Raw genomic sequence first — 14,329 nt, 5'->3', positions numbered from 1 at the left:
TCGTTGGGGGTTCCATCATCATATTGACGTCGACGTTAATCGGGAACCCCACTGGGGGCGCTGACTGTTATCGACTTTGCCGATAACCGAGGCGACAATGGCACATGCTCAATCCCATCTGGCTCAAGACCTTCGCGACCGTCGCGGCCTGCCATAGCTTTACCGAGGCAGGGCGGCAGCTCGATCTCACGCAGTCGAGCGTCAGCGAACATATCCGCCGCCTCGAGCAAAGCGTCGGCCGACGCCTGTTCGTGCGCGACACGCATTCGCTTGCGATGACCCCGGACGGCGAGGCCATGCTGGCGCACGCCAGTGTGATCCTGCAAGCGCTCGCGCGGGCCGAGTCACAGTTTCGGGCGCCGCGCCTGAAGGGGCGCGTGCGGCTCGGTTCATCGGACGACGTCGCGCTCGGTCCGCTGCCCACGGTGCTGGCGGCGTTTCGCGATGCGCATCCCGATGTCGAACTGGAAATCACCATCGGCATGACCGGCAAGCTATACGAGTTGCTGGACGCTGGTTCGATCGATCTGCTGGTGGGTAAGCGGCGTCTCGGCGACCGTCGCGGTGTACCGCTTTTCACGGGACGGCTGGAGTGGCTGGCGCGCATCGGCACGCTGGTCGATCTCAGCCAGCCGTTGCCGCTGATTCTGGTCGCCGAGCCGAGCGTGACGCGCGCCGTGGTGCTCGATGCGCTAGCCGAAGCCGGCTTCAGCTGGCAGCTGGTGTGCACGAGCAGCAGTCACGCGGGCTGTATCGCGGCCGCGCGCGGCGGGCTTGGCATTACGGTTCGTCCGCAGTACCTGGCCGCGCGGGGCCTTGCGCCGCCGCTGAACGCAGCCAGTCTCCCGGCGCTGCCCTCGGTGGAATTCATCGCGCTGGCGGCCAAACGGCTTAGCCGCCCGGCGGGCACCTTGCTGCAACTGTTGCACGACAGCGATTTACGCGGCTCGTGGATTGGTGAGTGACTCCGCCCAGGCGGCGCTTGAGTCGTGCGAATGCACGGTGAAACGTACAGCGAACGTGCCCCAACCACCGGCGAAACATATCTCCTGCATGCTTGTTGCGTGTTTGCGGCGCCTGCCAAATTTAATTTTTTCACACTAGAGCGAATCGCTATACTTTCCATAGACGGTTCATTGGTCCATATAAGGAACATAAAATCGTCTCAAGAAGCGAAAATTGCCACGTGAAAGGTTCGGGACACAACGCCTTTCACACGTGCGCGGGGACCGCACGTCACGAGCCAAAGCGCCAAACCAGCCAGAGCTACGACAACCACGATGACCAAGAACCTGACCATCAATCTACGGATCGCGATCACCATCGCGTTTCTCGGCGTGCTGCTGATTGCCACCGGCGCGCTCGGCATCCTCGGAATGGACGAAAGCAACGCGGCGCAGCGCGACGCTTACACGGTGCATTTCGCTTCGGTCGTGGCGCTCGGCAAATCGGGCACCGCCATGTCACGCGCGCGCTTCGGGCTCGATTGGGCGATGAGCAATCCGCACTCGCCGCAACTGGCCGCGCAACTGGAGCGCGCCCGCATGCTGCTTGCCGATTCCGACAAGTGGTGGAACAGCTTCCGCGATCTGCCGAAAACGCCTGAACTGCAACGTCTCACCGACGACCTCGACGCGAAGCGCACAGCCGTGCGGCGTGACGGCATCGACAAGCTGGTCGACGCGATCCGCACGGGCGATGCGAGCTGGATGGACGAAAACCGCGCGCATCGTCTGATCGGTCTTTACACGGCAATGAACACGAGCCAGAGCGCGCTCGAGGACTATCTGAACCAGCAGGCAAGTGAAGCCAGCGAGCGCTCGGCCACGCTTTTTCAGACGCTGCTGGTCGCATGCATCGGCAGCGTTCTGGTGGGCTTGACGGTGGCGTTCATCAGTTGGCGCACGTTGCGCCGCGCGATCATGGCGCCGCTGAACGACGCGCTGCGCCAGTTCGACGCCATCGCCGCCGGCGAGTTAACCACGCACGTGTCAATCCGCTCGAACGACGAAATGGCGACGCTGTTGCGCGGTGTCGCGTCGATGCAGGACAAGCTCGGCGCGACCGTCACCACGGTGCGAGCGGGTTCGCACTCCATTGCTTCGTCGACGCAGCAGATCGCCGCGGGCAATCTGGATCTGTCGCAACGCACCGAGGAACAGGCGGCGTCGCTGGAAGAAACTGCCGCGGCGATGGAGCAGCTCACCTCGACCGTCCAACTGAACGCCGAGAACGCGCATCACGCGAGCGAGCTGGCTTTGCGCGCTTCCGAAATGGCCGCGCGCGGACGCAGTTCGGTCGGCAGCATGGTCGAGACGATGCAGGTGATTCACGCGGTCTCGTCGAAGATGACCGGCATCATTACCGCGATCGAAGGCATCGCGTTTCAGACCAATATCCTTGCGCTGAATGCGGCCGTTGAAGCCGCGCGCGCGGGCGAAGAAGGGCGTGGCTTCGCGGTCGTCGCGGGCGAGGTCCGCAGTCTTGCGCAGCGTTCGGCTGCTGCTGCGAAGGAAATCGGCACGCTGATTGCGGAGTCGACTTCGCGCGTAGAAAGCGGCGCGGCGCTTGTCAACGAAGCAGGCGATACCATGCAGGAAATCGAAGCGGCAATCGAGCGCGTGGCGCGGATTGTCGGCGAGATTGCGGCGGCTTCGAAGGAGCAGAGCGATGGCATCAGGCAGGTGAGCCTTGCCGTCACGCAGATGGATGAGGTCACGCAACACAATGCCGCGCTGGTCGAGGAAAGTGCGGCCACCGCGAATTCGCTGGCGGATCAGGCGCGCCAGCTGAGCGAATTGACCGCGGCTTTCAAGGTCGCCCGCGACGTAGCGGCGCGTGAGCCTTCGTTCTGAGAGCGACGGCCTCCTCTCAAGCCGGCAGTTTGCGAAACGAAACCGCAAAGCGGTTCCATGCATTGATCGACGAGATCAGCAGCGTCAGGTCGACCAGTTCTTCATCGCTGAAGTGCGGCCGCACGACATTCCACACCGCATCGGGCACATGTTCGTGCGACACCAGTGTCAGCGCTTCGGTCCATTCGAGTGCGGCACGTTCGCGGTCGGTGAAAAAAGGCGTTTCGCGCCAAACCACCACAGTGGCCAGGCGCCGATCGGTTTCGCCGCCTTTGCGGGCGTCGGCCGTATGCATGTCGACACAATAGGCGCAGCCGTTGATCTGCGAGGCGCGCAGCCGGACCAGTTCGGTCAGCGATTTTTCGAGTGCCGATTTGCCGATGCGCTCTTCGACGCCGATCAGCGCCTTGATCGCGGCGGGGTTGGCTTTGTAGAAGTCGAGACGTTGTTCCATGATTCACTCCTGAGTCGGTTTGGACGCATTCAGTGGTGCGGTGAATGAAGATTAATCGCATGAGTGGCTTTGCAAAATAACCGATTTTGGCTATTTTCAGGTGGCCACTTTTAGTCGGCCAACAAGGGTACCTGTTGCAACTCAAGCGTCCTTACCGGTTGTAATGGCATCGTTGCCGCGCTTCGGGCGATTCTGTATGGTGGGTCATCGACCTACTCGAAGAGACCTTGAATGACGCTCGCCGCAGACCCGCTTCCGCAACCGATTCGCTCCGATGTCCTGATCGTCGGCGCCGGCCCGGTGGGCCTCTTTGCCGCTTTTGAGGCGGGCGTGATCGGCCTGACGTGTCAGATCGTCGATGCGCTCGGCAAGGTCGGCGGCCAGTGCACCGAGCTCTATCCCGACAAGCCAATTTACGACATTCCCGCGATTCCGTCGTGTACCGCGCGCGAGCTGGTGGACCGGTTGATGGCGCAATGCAAACCGTTCGACGTGCCGATGCATCTGGAGCAGCGGATCGAGTCGGTGGAGCAGCGCGACGACGGGCGATGGACCTTGCGTACTGACCGCGGCCTCGTCTTCGACGTGGCGGCGATTCTGCTTGCCGCCGGCAACGGGGCGTTCGTGCCGCAGAAGCTGGTACTCGCCGAAGCCGTACCGCTTGAGTCACGCCATGTGCACTACAGCGTGAAACGCCTTGCCGATTTCGCCGACAAGACGGTGGTGGTGGCCGGCGGCGGCGATTCCGCGCTCGACTGGGCGCTAGCCCTGCGCAAGGTTGCGCGGCGCGTGACGCTGGTACATCGGCGCAATGGTTTCAGCGCGGCCGATTCGAGCGTCGAATTGATGCGGCGCGCGGTCGAAGCGGGCGAGATGGATTTCATCGTCGGCGCGATTTCGGGCCTTAACGTGGAGCATGACGCGTTGCAATCGATCTCGCTGCGGCATATTGGAGGCGAAACGCAGCTGGAAGCCGGGCAACTCGTTGTGTTGTACGGGTTGGTCGCCGATCTGGGGCCGATCGCGCGATGGGATCTGTCGATTCACGGCGGCCGGGTCGATGTGGATACGTCCAACTACGAAAGCTCGCGGCCGGGTATCTTCGCGGTCGGCGACATTGCCAATTATCCGAACAAGCAGAAGTTGATTCTGTCCGGTTTTCACGAAGCATCGCTGGCGCTGCGCAAGGCGTATTCGTATGCGTACCCGGATAAGAAGCGGGTGCACGTCCATTCCAGTTACGACGCGAAGTTGGCGGAAAAGGTTGGGGCGGCGGGGTGAGCGTCAGGCTGAAGTTCAGTGACGTGTCGGCATTTGCCTGTGTTTCATCTGTTTATTGATGCTCTGTTTTGCGGAAGAGCCCGCTGGTAATCCGTGGATTGCCAGCGGGCTTTTTGCATGGGCTTATTTGCCGGCCGGTTGGCTGGCGCCTGCCGCCGCACTGGCCGCCTTATCCTTCTTTTTAGCCTCGTGGTGGCCGATCGCGCAGCCGGCGGCCGCGCCTGCTACACCGTGGCCGCCGGCGACGTGGCCGGTGGCTCCACCCACAACCGCGCCTTTGGTGCAGCCTTCGGCTTGCGCGGCGGTGTAGGTCAGAGCTAGTGCTGCAGCGAGGGCTAGGGTAGTCAATGCTCGTTTCAATTGAAGCTCCTGGTTTTTGATAGGGGTGCTCTGCGAGTTAGCAATTCCGAGGCCCGGGCCGCCGCCGGCGCTCCTCTGATGCCTGATAACCACTGAAGACGGTGACGTCCCCCGGCATTTGACCCCTGCGGCACGCCGCTTGCTGTTCGTCTGCAAGCCCTGCGGCTACTGAACATACGCAGGCATAGATCGAATAGCTTCAGGGAGGCATGATGCTCGATACGCGTGATCGTGCGGCCAGCGCGAGTGCGCGGCCGCCGGAAAGACCCGGCCGAACGCGCTCTCCCGATTCGCACGCGGCACGGTCCGCGAGCGAGCCCGCGCAGTCTGCCGGGGCGCTTGAAATTTTTCTGCGTGACACGCCTCTTGATGCGAACGACCCCGCCTCGCTCGGCGAAGTGTTGCGCGCCCTGGTCGAATGCGGCTACGACCGTTTGCCATACCTGCCATTTCCGGGTCACGGCCAGACGTTGGCGCGCTGGCGTGCTCTCGCCGCGGTCGCCGCGCGTGATCTCGGACTCATCAAGCTGTTCGAAGGCCATACCGATGCGCTTGCCATCCTCGCCGAATTGCACGGACCTACGCCGCCTGCGGGCAGTCGCTGGGGCGTGTGGGCCGCGGAGCCGCCCGATGCGCGCGTGCAAGCGAAAAAAGCAGGAGCCCGAAGTGATGGCGCGGACCTGCACCTCACCGGCACCAAGGCCTGGTGCTCGGGCGCGGGCGTAGTCAGTCACGCGCTCGTCACCGCATGGCTTGACGATAAACCCGTGCTCGTAGCCGTCGCGATGGAGGAGGCTTCGATCTCGATCGATACGTCGAAGTGGCAAGCCGTCGGCATGCAGGCAACCGCGAGTGCCGACGTCATCTTCGATCAGACACCGGCTACGCTGGTGGGCGCCGCGCATGCGTACGTGTGCCGCCCGGGCTTCTGGCATGGCGGGGCGGGCATTGCCGCATGCTGGTACGGCGCCGCTGCGCAGATTGCCGGGATGTTGCGCGACGCGTCCATGCAACGCGCCGACCCACATCGGCTCGCCCATCTCGGCGCGGTCGACGTCGCTTTGGCCGGTGCCGCTGCGGTGTTGCGCGAAACCGCTACCCATATCGATGCGAACCCGCAGGCCGACGTGCAACGCGAAGTCATGCGCGCACGTCTTGTCGTCGAAGAAGCGGCGACTGCGGTCATGAGCCACGCCACGCGAACGCTCGGCGCCGGCCCGTTGTGTCGTGATGCACGCTTCGCCCGGGCGCTGGCGGACCTGCCGGTGTTCTTACGGCAAAGCCATGCCGAACGCGACCTTGCAGCACTCGGCGAGTTGACCTTCAAGGCGAAGGTCGAAGCCAACGCCAGGGCCAACGTCGACACCGATTCCGGCGCCGGAGGTTCCCCGTGGCTGCTCTGACGCGATCCGTGGAGGGCTGCTGACATGTCCTCGCCCGTGGTGTATTTCGATGAACTCTACAAACGCAGCGATGACCCCTGGAAGCTGCGCGAAGGCTGGTACGAAAACCGCAAGCGTTCGCTGACGCTCGCGTTGCTGCCGCGTCCGCGTTATCGGAATGCATTCGAGCCGGGCTGCGCGAACGGCGAACTGACGTCCGAACTGGCGGCGCGTTGCGATGCGCTGCTCGCAGCCGATCTGCACGAAACAGCGGTGCGTCTCACGCGGGAGCGCGTTGCCGGCGCCCCGCAGGTGCGTGTCGAACAACGCACGGTGCCGCGCGAATGGCCGACCGACGCAGGGCCGTTCGATCTGATCGTCATCAGCGAATTTGCCTATTACCTTGATGCAGCCGACCTCGAAACGCTAGCCGCGCGGATTGCCGCATCGCTGACGCCGGACGGCACGCTGCTCGCCTGCCACTGGCGCCGGCCTTTCGCCGAGGCGCTCGAATCCGCCGATACCGCGCATGCACTATTCGATACGCACTGCGGCCTGTCGCGTCTCGCGCACCACGACGAAGCCGATCTGCTGATCGACGTATGGTCGCGAGACGCACGTTCGGTGGCGCAACGCGAGGGGCTCCTATGATCGGTGTCATCGTTCCGGCGCATAACGAAGAGGCGTTGCTGGCGCCTTGTCTTGCTGCCTTGATCGAAGCATCGCGGCATGCCGATCTGGCGGGCGAGGCGGTGAGGATCGTCGTCGTGCTCGATGCCTGCAACGATTTTTCCGGCGCGATCGCGCGCGCTTATGGCGTCGAGACACTGACGCTGAAGGCACGCAATGTCGGCATAGGGCGTGCGACGGGCGCGGATTTCCTGCTGGCCGGCGGTGCCCGCTGGCTCGCCTTCACCGATGCCGACAGCCGCGTCTCGCCAGGCTGGCTGGTCGCGCAGTTGGCGCTGGACGCCGACGCGGTGTGCGGCTCGATTGCCGTCGACGACTGGACCGCGCATCCGCACAGCGTGCGCGAATATTTTCGCAAGACCTATGTCGATGCCGACGGTCACCGCCACATTCATGGCGCCAATCTCGGCGTCTCGGCCGACGCTTACCGGCGCGCGGGCGGTTTCCCGCCGCTGAAGTGCAGCGAAGACGTGGCACTCGTCGATCAGCTGATCGCCATTGGCGCCCGCATCGCGTGGAGCGCGGCGCCGCGCGTGATCACGAGCGCGCGCACGGCGGCCCGGGCACGCGGCGGCTTTGGCGACACGCTCGCCGCATGGGCGGCCGGATAATGCGTGCGGTGCCTGCTGCCCGCTCGACGTTTGCTTCGGACAACACAAGAGCAAGCCGGCGGCACGCCGCGAGGAGGGCGGCATGATGGATGTGATCTTGCTGTTGTTCGGCGAGGGCAAAAATCTCGACCCGCTGCAGATGGGCATGCGCTCGATTGCGGTGTTTCTGATTGCGTTGGTGCTGATCCGTGTGTCGGGGCGCCGCTCATTCGGGCAACGTTCGCCGTTCGACCTGGTGGTGGTCATCCTGCTCGGCGCGACGCTGAGCCGGGCGATCGTCGGCGCCTCGCCGTTTGTCGCGACCATTGGGGCGGCGCTCGTGATCGTCGTGTGTCACCGGTTGCTCGCGTGGGCCTGCATGCGTTCGCAGGCGTTGGAGCGTCTCGTGGGCGGTGTGGAACGCGAGTTGTTCAGCAACGGCAAATTCGACGCGCACGAAATGGATGCCGCGCTCGTGAGCAGAACCGATATTCACGAAAGCGTGCGGCAGAAAACCGGCTCGCGCACGATGGACGACGTGGCCGCGGCAATTCTGGAACGCAACGGCGAAGTGAGCGTGATCCGGAAGAAGGCGGAATAAGGCGCGGCTTTCACCCGCGACCGCCTCGCGAGATCTCTTCGCCGGCACCACGCGGCATACGCAACGTGACGGGAATCGAAGCGAACGAGCACAGTCCCACCACCAGAAACGCAGGCCAGAAGTCTGACCATGTGATGCTCGGATGCCCGTTCAGCACCCGCGAAATCTGCAGCATGATGCCGCCGACCGTCACGCCGAGGCCGAGCGACATCTGCTGCACGACGCTGCCGAGGCTCGTGGCGCGCCCGACATCGCGGCTGGGGATTTCCGCGTAGGTCAGCGAGTTGAGACTGGTGAACTGCAGCGCGGGAAAGAAGCCGCCGAGCAACACCACGACCCAGATGATCCAGGTCGGCGTGCCGGGAAAGAACAGTCCGCACGCCGCGATCGAAAGCCCCGACAGCGCCGCATTGACCACCAGCACCGAACGGAAACCGAAGCGATGCAGCACGCGCGAGGCGATCGTGCGCATGAACATGCCGCCGAACGCGGACGCACAGGTGATCAGGCCGGATTCGAACGCGCTCATGCCGTGTCCTTCCTGCAGCATCAGCGGCAGCAGAAACGGCAACGCGCCGAGGCCGATGCGAAAGAGCGAGCCGCCGAGCACGCTCGCCTGGAACGTCGGCACCTTGAAAAGGCGCAGGTCGAGCAACGGAAATTTGACGCGCTGCGCGTAGGCGACATAGACCGCGAGTAAAGCGGCGCCGCTCGCGCACATGCCGAACGCGTTCCGATTCGAAACGAGTTCGCCGCCGACCAGCGACAGCCCGAGCAGAAGCAGCACCGCGCCCGCCGCCGACAGAAAAAAGCCGATCCAGTCGAGTGGCCCCGGATGCGGTTCGCGCGTGTTGGCGATGTACCGGTTGGTCAGATAGACGCCGAGAATGCCGATCGGCACGTTGATGAAAAAGATCAGACGCCAGTGCAGATACGTCGTGATGAAGCCGCCGAGCAGCGGCCCGGCGGCCGGCCCGAGCATCGCGGGGACGCTCAGGTAATTCATCGCGCGGATGAAGTCGGATTTGGGGACCACGCGGAAGATGATGATCCGCCCAACCGGCACCATCATCGCACCCCCGACGCCTTGCACGAATCGCGCGAGCGTGAAGGTGGCCAGCGAATTCGACGCCGCGCAGAGCAGCGAGCCGGTCACGAAGATGCCGATCGCCGTGCGGAAGATCGTGCGCGCGCCGAAGCGATCGGCGAACCAGCCGCATACCGGAATGAACACGCCGAGGCCCAGCACGTAGCTCGTCACCGCGATTTTCAGCGTGACCGGATCGCGCCCGAAGTCGCGCGCCATGGCGGGTAAGGCGGTGACGATCACATTCGCGTCGACGCTTTCCATGAACATCGCGCATGCGACGATGAGAGGCGCAATCAGGGCTTTCTGGGCGACGGGCATGGAGGCGGGCGATCTGCGACGAAAGGTCGCAGGCAAAGGTGTGATTATTGCACCTGTTCGGTGCGGATTGTGGATGCGAGGCGCCCGATCGGCCCCTTTTCAAGATTAACCGTATCGCGGATGTGCAAGTGACGCAATATGTCCGCGACATTTTTGATATTTGTTGCAGTGCGACATGAGCGCGCTATAATCGGGTTATTGCCTAGGTATAAACCCTATAAAAGAATCCGACATGAACACCGCTACCGCCCGCACTGCTACCACCCCCAACAACACGTGGCTGAGCAAGCTGCGTGCTCTGGCGCTGCACGCGCTGAACCTGCATCTGCAAAACTGCGCCGTACTCGCCGAAGCACACCGCCGCCCGCAGTAAGCGCCGGCACGGAGGCTGCCCGGCAAAGGAGGACGCGGATAACCGCGTCCCAGCGTGCGGCTCGCCCGGATTCAGAACGGCCTTTTCCCATCAAGTGCCGACCTTTACCTGCCACCGTAATGTTGCGCCGTGCTATCGGCGTCACGTCGAATCTTCGGCTCGCACACGCTTGATAAGCGTCTAAACTCTTCCCTCCTGTCGAGCGCAGCGCTTCACACCTGCAAACAACCTAATCGGCAATATCGACCGTTTATCGGCGCAGATTGCTCTGTCAAGCCGGAAGTGCATTCCCCTTTCGCTTACGGCCTAGGTTAAAACCCTGCGAATTGCCTGACGCTGTCAACCTTTTCCACGCTTTGCCGTTATCCGTTTGTAATCGCCGAAACAAGGCGACCCCGTGGCAGACGACCCGTCGCCGCGACAGCTCCACGCAAGGTCCGTATTGACCATGTTTCACCGATATAACAATAAATTCGACCGGCTAGGCGCGATGTTCAACTGTGCATCGAAGACGCTTGGCCAACGCGGCCTCCTCTCGCCCGTGCTCGCGCTCGTTATTTGCGGGTTGCTGCTGGTCGTCTTGCAACATCTTTCGCAAGCGGTCGACTACCGGTCGGTGACGCGCCAGTTGTGTCAATTGACGGCGGACGAGTGGACCGCGGCGCTCGGCGCGACCGCGCTCAGTTATATCGCGCTGGTCGGCCGCGACGCAGTCGGTTTGCGCTACCTGGGCGCCTCGGTGCCGCGCGTGGCGTTGTGGATCGGCGCGACCGCGGGCTCCGCGCTCGGCAATGCGACCGGTTTCGGCGCGTTGACAGGGGGCGCCGTGCGCGCGCGCGTCTACGGGGTGTCGAGCGTCACGCCTGCGCAAATCGGCCGCATGACGGTTTTTACCAGCATTTCGCTGGCGCTCGCTCTGGTGCTGATGACGGCGCTCGGCATGGTGTGCATCGCCGGCCCGCTTGCGGCGATGCTGCATCTCCCTTCTGTCACGCTGCGTTGGAGCGGTGCGGCACTGCTGGTGGTGCTCGGACTCGCGGCCGCCGCCTGCCGCCGCGAAACGCGGCCGATCCGCACGCGCTGGCAGTGGCTGTCGTTCGATATTCCGGCACGCCGCGATCTGCTCGCGCAAGTCGCCCTTGCCGCACTCGACGTGGTGGCCGCGGGCCTCGCGTTGTGGGCGCTCCTGCCGCATGCGGACGTCAGCTTTGTCACGTTCATCACCGTCTACGCCGCCGCGATGCTGCTCGGCATGATCGGCCACACGCCCGGCGGCGTCGGCGTGTTCGAAGCAGCGATGGTGTTCACGCTGAACGGCAGCGTGCAAACCCAGCAGATGATCGCGGCGCTGCTCGCCTATCGTGCGATTTACTTCGGTGTGCCGCTGATCGTCTCGGCGGCACTGCTCGCCGGTTTTGAAGGCCGCGCGCTGAAAAGCCGCCTGCCGCTGCGGCATGCAGCAGGTGCATCGAAACTCGCACCGCTGTTTCTGAGCCTCGTCACCTTCGCGGTGGGCGGCATGCTGGTGATTTCCAGCGCGACGCCGGCGTTCTGGCGGCGCATCCTGATTTTGCGCGACGTGCTGCCGTTGTGGGTGCTCGAAAGCTCGCAGATGCTGTGCAGCGTGCTCGGCGTGTTACTGCTGTTCGTCGCGCGCGGTTTGCTGCGGCGTCTGGACGCCGCGTGGTGGATGACCTTGCTGCTGGCGGTGCTGAGCCTCGCGCTGTCGCTGACCAAGGGGCTTGCATTCGTCGAGGCGGGCGTGCTCAGCATGCTGATCGCGCTACTGCTTTCCACCCGCGGCCGTTTCAACCGTCATTCGTCGCTGTTCGCCGAGCGTTTCACGGCGGGCTGGCTGGTCTCGGTGGCGATGGTGCTGATGCTGGCCGTGTGGGTCATGCTGTTTGCGTTTCGCGACGTGCCGTATACGCGTGACCTGTGGTGGCAATTCGCCTTCGACGAACGCGCACCCCGCGCCTTGCGCGCGACGCTGGCGGCGAGCGTGTTCGCCGCGACTTTCTCGTTCTGGCAGTTGCTGCGCCCGGCGGCGGGCCGCTTCGTCAAGCCCGCGCCGGAAGATCTGCACGACGCGGCGCGCATTGTGCGCGCGCAGGAGCGTAGCGACGCCGGTCTCGCGCTGATGGGCGACAAGAGCTTCCTCTTTTCCGAGTCGCGCGAAGCGTTCCTGATGTACGCGAAAAATGGCCGCACGTGGGCCGCGCTTCACGATCCGGTCGGCCCGCGCGAGGAGTGGGCCGGACTGATCAGCAAGTTCGTCGCGCTCGCGCATGCGCACGGCGGCCGCGCAGCCTTCTATCAGGTACGTGCCAATGCCTTGCCGCTCTATCTCGACGCCGGCCTCACGCTGATGAAGCTCGGCGAGGAAGCCCACGTGGTGCTCGACGATTTCGACCTGAAGGGCTCGCATCGCGCGCATCTGCGCTATGCGCTCAAGCGCGGCGAGCGTGATGGCTTCGCCGTCGAGGTGATCGATCAGGCGGATGTGCCCGCGTCGCTCGAAACGCTGCGCGGGATTTCCGACGGCTGGCTCGACAGCCGCGACGCGCGCGAAAAGAGCTTCTCGGTAGCCGCGTTTACCGACGAGTACCTCGCCGCGCAATCCGTGATGCTGGTGCGCCAGAACGGCGCGCCGGCCGCTTTTGTGACCTTCATGACGACCGATATGAACACCGAAGCGACGGTCGGCGTGATGCGGCATGTGGAAAGCGCGTCGCCGTATGCGATGGAATATCTGTTTACCCAACTGGCGCTGCATCTGAAGCAGGCGGGTTTCCGCTCGCTCAGTCTCGGCATCGCGCCGCTCTCCGGCATGCAGCCGACACCGCTCGCGTCGCGCTGGCATCGGTTGGCCGGCATCGTGTGGCGCTTCGGCGGCCGCTTCTACAACTTCCGCGGACTGCGTGCTTTCAAAAGCAAGTTCCAGCCGCATTGGGAGCCGCGCTATCTCGCGGCGTCGGGTTCGGTGGGGGTGTTCTTCACGCTCGCGGACCTGTCATTGCTGGCAGGAGGCCGGCGTTCATGACCTTGCATCCATTTTTCAAGCTCGCCGTGGCGGCGAGCCTCGTTGTTTGCAGCGCGGCCGCCTTTGCTGCGACCACCACCGTGTCAGGCGGCCGTTATGGCAACGTGACGGTCACGCAGCCTGTCGGCCCATTGCGCGGCTTCGTGGTGCTTTACTCGCCGGCCACCGGCTGGAGCGCGGCGGACCAGCAAACCGCCGATGCGCTCGCCAAGGCCGGCGCGTTGACCGTCGGCGTGGATACGGCGCGTTATGCCGCCAATCTGAGGGCAAAAAAAGAAGCCTGCCATCAGCTGGTAGGCGATGCCGAAGCCTTGAGCCATCAACTGGAACGGCAATCGCAATCGAGCCACTATTTCGCGCCGATCGTCGCCGGTGTGGGGCAGGGCGCGACGCTCGCGATGCATGTGCTCGAACAGGCGCCGTCGAATACGATTGCGGGTGCGGTTTCGGTAGACGCGCAACGTGATCTCGATCGGCGCTTTCAACCGTGCCCGCCGGACCCGACGGTGATTCGCGACAAGGTGCCGGGCTTCGTCGAAAAAGCGACGACAGGCAACGCCGACCGCGCGCGTCTCGTCGCGTTGCTCACGCCGCATCTGCAGCCGGTGTCGACGAGCGATGACGACCTCTCCGACCTGCCGCTGATCGAGTTGCCCGCGGCGCATCCGAACGGTCTCATGGCGATTGTGATTTCCGGCGACGGTGGCTGGCGCGATCTCGACAAGACCATCGCCCAAGCGTTGCAGAAAGACGGCGTCTCGGTGATTGGCCTCGACAGCCTGCGCTATTTCTGGAGCGAAAAGTCGCCGACGCAGACGAGTCACGATCTCGCGCGCATCATGCAGACCTACGGGTCGCGCTGGGACGCGGAGCACATTGCACTGGTCGGCTATTCGTTCGGCGCCGACGTGATGCCGTTCGCGTATAACCGCCTGCCCGAGGCACTGCGTGCGAAGGTGTCGCTGATCGCGCTACTCGGCTTCGCGCCCGACGCCGATTTCCAGATCCGTGTGGGCGGCTGGCTCGGCATGCCGGCGAGCGACAAGGCGGTGAAGGTGCAACCGGAATTGACGCGTGTGCCACCCGCGATCGTGCAATGCTTCTACGGTGAAAACGAGGAAGACACCTTGTGTCCGGCACTGACCAAAACCGGCATCGAGGTGATTCGCACGTCGGGGGATCATCACTTCGGCGGCGATTACAACGCGCTGGAGCGGCGCATTCTCGACGCCTTCAAAAAGCAAAGCGGCGTGCGCGATTAACACGCCAGATGACTCTTGATGCAGCGAGCA

The 14,329-nt window shown here is 63.9% G+C and carries 13 protein-coding genes; 10 read left to right on the top strand and 3 right to left on the bottom strand.

Translation table 11 applies throughout. From position 1 onward, the window contains the following. Positions 1-104 precede the first annotated feature (104 nt). The gene (locus tag ACAX43_RS07935; protein ID WP_370707859.1) at positions 105-965 is read left to right on the top strand and encodes a LysR family transcriptional regulator; all 861 of its coding nucleotides are present in this window, start codon (positions 105-107) and stop codon (positions 963-965) included. A 315-nt stretch (positions 966-1,280) separates the two neighbouring features. Further along, positions 1,281-2,855 (top strand): methyl-accepting chemotaxis protein, encoded by a 1,575-nt coding sequence (locus ACAX43_RS07930; RefSeq protein WP_370707858.1) that lies wholly within the window; start codon positions 1,281-1,283, stop codon positions 2,853-2,855. A gap of 16 nt (positions 2,856-2,871) precedes the next feature. Here the strand turns inward: ACAX43_RS07930 and ACAX43_RS07925 are convergent, their stop codons facing one another. After that, a complete protein-coding gene (locus ACAX43_RS07925) occupies positions 2,872-3,309 on the bottom strand; it encodes a carboxymuconolactone decarboxylase family protein (protein WP_370707857.1) in 438 nt (145 codons plus the stop codon). A 231-nt stretch (positions 3,310-3,540) separates the two neighbouring features. Here ACAX43_RS07925 and ACAX43_RS07920 point away from each other — a divergent pair, with 231 nt between their 5' ends. Next, a complete protein-coding gene (locus ACAX43_RS07920; protein WP_370707856.1) occupies positions 3,541-4,590 on the top strand; it encodes an NAD(P)/FAD-dependent oxidoreductase in 1,050 nt (349 codons plus the stop codon). 123 nt (positions 4,591-4,713) lie between these two features. Here the strand turns inward: ACAX43_RS07920 and ACAX43_RS07915 are convergent, their stop codons facing one another. After that, a complete protein-coding gene (locus ACAX43_RS07915; protein WP_370707855.1) occupies positions 4,714-4,950 on the bottom strand; it encodes a hypothetical protein in 237 nt (78 codons plus the stop codon). A 212-nt stretch (positions 4,951-5,162) separates the two neighbouring features. Here ACAX43_RS07915 and ACAX43_RS07910 point away from each other — a divergent pair, with 212 nt between their 5' ends. The 4 genes from ACAX43_RS07910 to ACAX43_RS07895 all read left to right on the top strand — a co-directional run bounded on the left by ACAX43_RS07910 (position 5,163) and on the right by ACAX43_RS07895 (position 8,213). Continuing rightward, positions 5,163-6,353: an acyl-CoA dehydrogenase gene (locus ACAX43_RS07910; protein ID WP_370708306.1), complete on the top strand. Its 1,191-nt coding sequence runs from the start codon at positions 5,163-5,165 to the stop codon at positions 6,351-6,353. Between the two features lie 24 nt (positions 6,354-6,377). After that, on the top strand, positions 6,378-6,983 hold the full coding sequence (locus ACAX43_RS07905; RefSeq protein WP_370707854.1) for a class I SAM-dependent methyltransferase: 606 nt from the start codon (positions 6,378-6,380) through the stop codon (positions 6,981-6,983). Then, the gene (locus ACAX43_RS07900) at positions 6,980-7,633 is read left to right on the top strand and encodes a glycosyltransferase family 2 protein (protein WP_370707853.1); all 654 of its coding nucleotides are present in this window, start codon (positions 6,980-6,982) and stop codon (positions 7,631-7,633) included. The genes ACAX43_RS07905 and ACAX43_RS07900 overlap by 4 nt, the downstream gene beginning before the upstream one ends. A gap of 82 nt (positions 7,634-7,715) precedes the next feature. Next, positions 7,716-8,213, top strand: coding sequence for a DUF421 domain-containing protein (locus ACAX43_RS07895; RefSeq protein ID WP_370707852.1), 498 nt, complete (start codon positions 7,716-7,718; stop codon positions 8,211-8,213). Positions 8,214-8,223: 10 nt separating this feature from the next. Here ACAX43_RS07895 and ACAX43_RS07890 read toward each other — a convergent pair whose 3' ends face one another. Continuing rightward, on the bottom strand, positions 8,224-9,621 hold the full coding sequence (locus tag ACAX43_RS07890) for an MFS transporter (RefSeq protein WP_370707851.1): 1,398 nt from the start codon (positions 9,619-9,621) through the stop codon (positions 8,224-8,226). A 232-nt stretch (positions 9,622-9,853) separates the two neighbouring features. Between ACAX43_RS07890 and ACAX43_RS07885 the strand changes: the two genes are divergently transcribed. From ACAX43_RS07885 to ACAX43_RS07875, 3 genes are all read left to right on the top strand, one after another. Then, positions 9,854-9,994 carry a hypothetical protein gene (locus ACAX43_RS07885; protein ID WP_370707850.1) on the top strand — a complete coding sequence of 47 codons (141 nt, stop codon included), beginning with the start codon at positions 9,854-9,856 and terminating at the stop codon, positions 9,992-9,994. 490 nt (positions 9,995-10,484) lie between these two features. Next, positions 10,485-13,037, top strand: coding sequence for a bifunctional lysylphosphatidylglycerol flippase/synthetase MprF (mprF, locus tag ACAX43_RS07880; RefSeq protein ID WP_370708305.1), 2,553 nt, complete (start codon positions 10,485-10,487; stop codon positions 13,035-13,037). Next, positions 13,034-14,299, top strand: a complete 1,266-nt coding sequence (locus ACAX43_RS07875) for a virulence factor family protein (RefSeq protein ID WP_370707849.1) — start codon at positions 13,034-13,036, stop codon at positions 14,297-14,299. Before mprF ends, ACAX43_RS07875 begins: the two co-directional genes overlap by 4 nt. Positions 14,300-14,329 lie beyond the last annotated feature (30 nt).

Origin of the sequence: Paraburkholderia sp. IW21 (genome assembly GCF_041321145.1) — a bacterium.
Lineage (GTDB): Bacteria > Pseudomonadota > Gammaproteobacteria > Burkholderiales > Burkholderiaceae > Paraburkholderia.
The sequence above is the reverse complement of the archived record's forward strand: the minus strand, read 5'-3'. Positions and strand labels throughout refer to the sequence as shown.

Bases quoted from the DNA above. Each gene is read 5' to 3' on its own strand.
- ACAX43_RS07935 (WP_370707859.1), top strand. From the start codon at position 105: ATGCTCAATCCCATCTGGCTCAAGACCTTCGCGACCGTCGCGGCCTGC.
- ACAX43_RS07930 (WP_370707858.1), top strand. From the start codon at position 1,281: ATGACCAAGAACCTGACCATCAATCTACGGATCGCGATCACCATCGCG.
- ACAX43_RS07925 (WP_370707857.1), bottom strand. From the start codon at position 3,309: ATGGAACAACGTCTCGACTTCTACAAAGCCAACCCCGCCGCGATCAAG.
- ACAX43_RS07920 (WP_370707856.1), top strand. From the start codon at position 3,541: ATGACGCTCGCCGCAGACCCGCTTCCGCAACCGATTCGCTCCGATGTC.
- ACAX43_RS07910 (WP_370708306.1), top strand. From the start codon at position 5,163: ATGCTCGATACGCGTGATCGTGCGGCCAGCGCGAGTGCGCGGCCGCCG.
- ACAX43_RS07905 (WP_370707854.1), top strand. From the start codon at position 6,378: ATGTCCTCGCCCGTGGTGTATTTCGATGAACTCTACAAACGCAGCGAT.
- ACAX43_RS07900 (WP_370707853.1), top strand. From the start codon at position 6,980: ATGATCGGTGTCATCGTTCCGGCGCATAACGAAGAGGCGTTGCTGGCG.
- ACAX43_RS07895 (WP_370707852.1), top strand. From the start codon at position 7,716: ATGATGGATGTGATCTTGCTGTTGTTCGGCGAGGGCAAAAATCTCGAC.
- ACAX43_RS07890 (WP_370707851.1), bottom strand. From the start codon at position 9,621: ATGCCCGTCGCCCAGAAAGCCCTGATTGCGCCTCTCATCGTCGCATGC.
- ACAX43_RS07885 (WP_370707850.1), top strand. From the start codon at position 9,854: ATGAACACCGCTACCGCCCGCACTGCTACCACCCCCAACAACACGTGG.
- mprF (WP_370708305.1), top strand. From the start codon at position 10,485: ATGTTCAACTGTGCATCGAAGACGCTTGGCCAACGCGGCCTCCTCTCG.
- ACAX43_RS07875 (WP_370707849.1), top strand. From the start codon at position 13,034: ATGACCTTGCATCCATTTTTCAAGCTCGCCGTGGCGGCGAGCCTCGTT.